2 protein-coding genes are annotated in these 646 nt (G+C 48.9%); both read left to right on the forward strand.

Annotated features, from left to right (window positions below):
• Positions 1 to 137: 3-hydroxyacyl-CoA dehydrogenase family protein (locus AC3G7N_RS21400; protein ID WP_489424153.1), on the forward strand; the 137-nt coding region annotated here is incomplete at its 5' end.
• A partial coding sequence (locus AC3G7N_RS21405) for a thiolase family protein (RefSeq protein ID WP_489424152.1) occupies positions 134 to 646 on the forward strand: 513 nt, incomplete at its 3' end. The genes AC3G7N_RS21400 and AC3G7N_RS21405, both read left to right, overlap by 4 nt.

The raw sequence follows: 646 nt of genomic DNA on the forward strand, positions 1-646 counted from the left end.
ACTTGCATGAAACCTTAGGCGAAAAATATCGGCCAGCCCCACTGCTTGAACAATATGTCAAAGCTGGCCGTCTAGGACGAAAATCAGGTAAGGGAATTTACGACTATACTGACAATGACAAGCTGGTCAAGAAATGAGAGAGGTAGTCATTGTCGATGCTGTCCGAACACCAATTGGCAGATACAAAGGCGCATTAAAGGATATTCGATCCGACGACCTCGGAGCGATTGTCATAAAAGCATTACTCGACAGAAATCCTGAACTCCCAGTGGACCAGCTTGAGGAAGTGATTCTTGGCAATGCCAACCAGGCTGGGGAAGATAATCGTAACGTTGCAAGAATGTCTGCTTTATTGGCGGGACTGCCTGTTGCGATTGGGGGTGCAACGATTAACCGTCTGTGTGGGTCGGGTCTTGATGCGGTGATGTCTGCCGCACGAGCGATTGCAGTTGGCGAAGGGGATATATACATAGCCGGAGGAACAGAGAGTATGACACGAGCCCCGCTTGTCATGGCAAAGCCGGAAAAGGGATTCCCTCGCGGAAACATGGAACTATTTGATACGACCATTGGCTGGCGGTTTACGAACAAGAAACTGGATGAAATGTACGGAACCGATTCGATGCCGCAAACGGCAGAAAATGTT

The sequence above is a fragment of the Virgibacillus carmonensis genome, assembly GCF_057836705.1.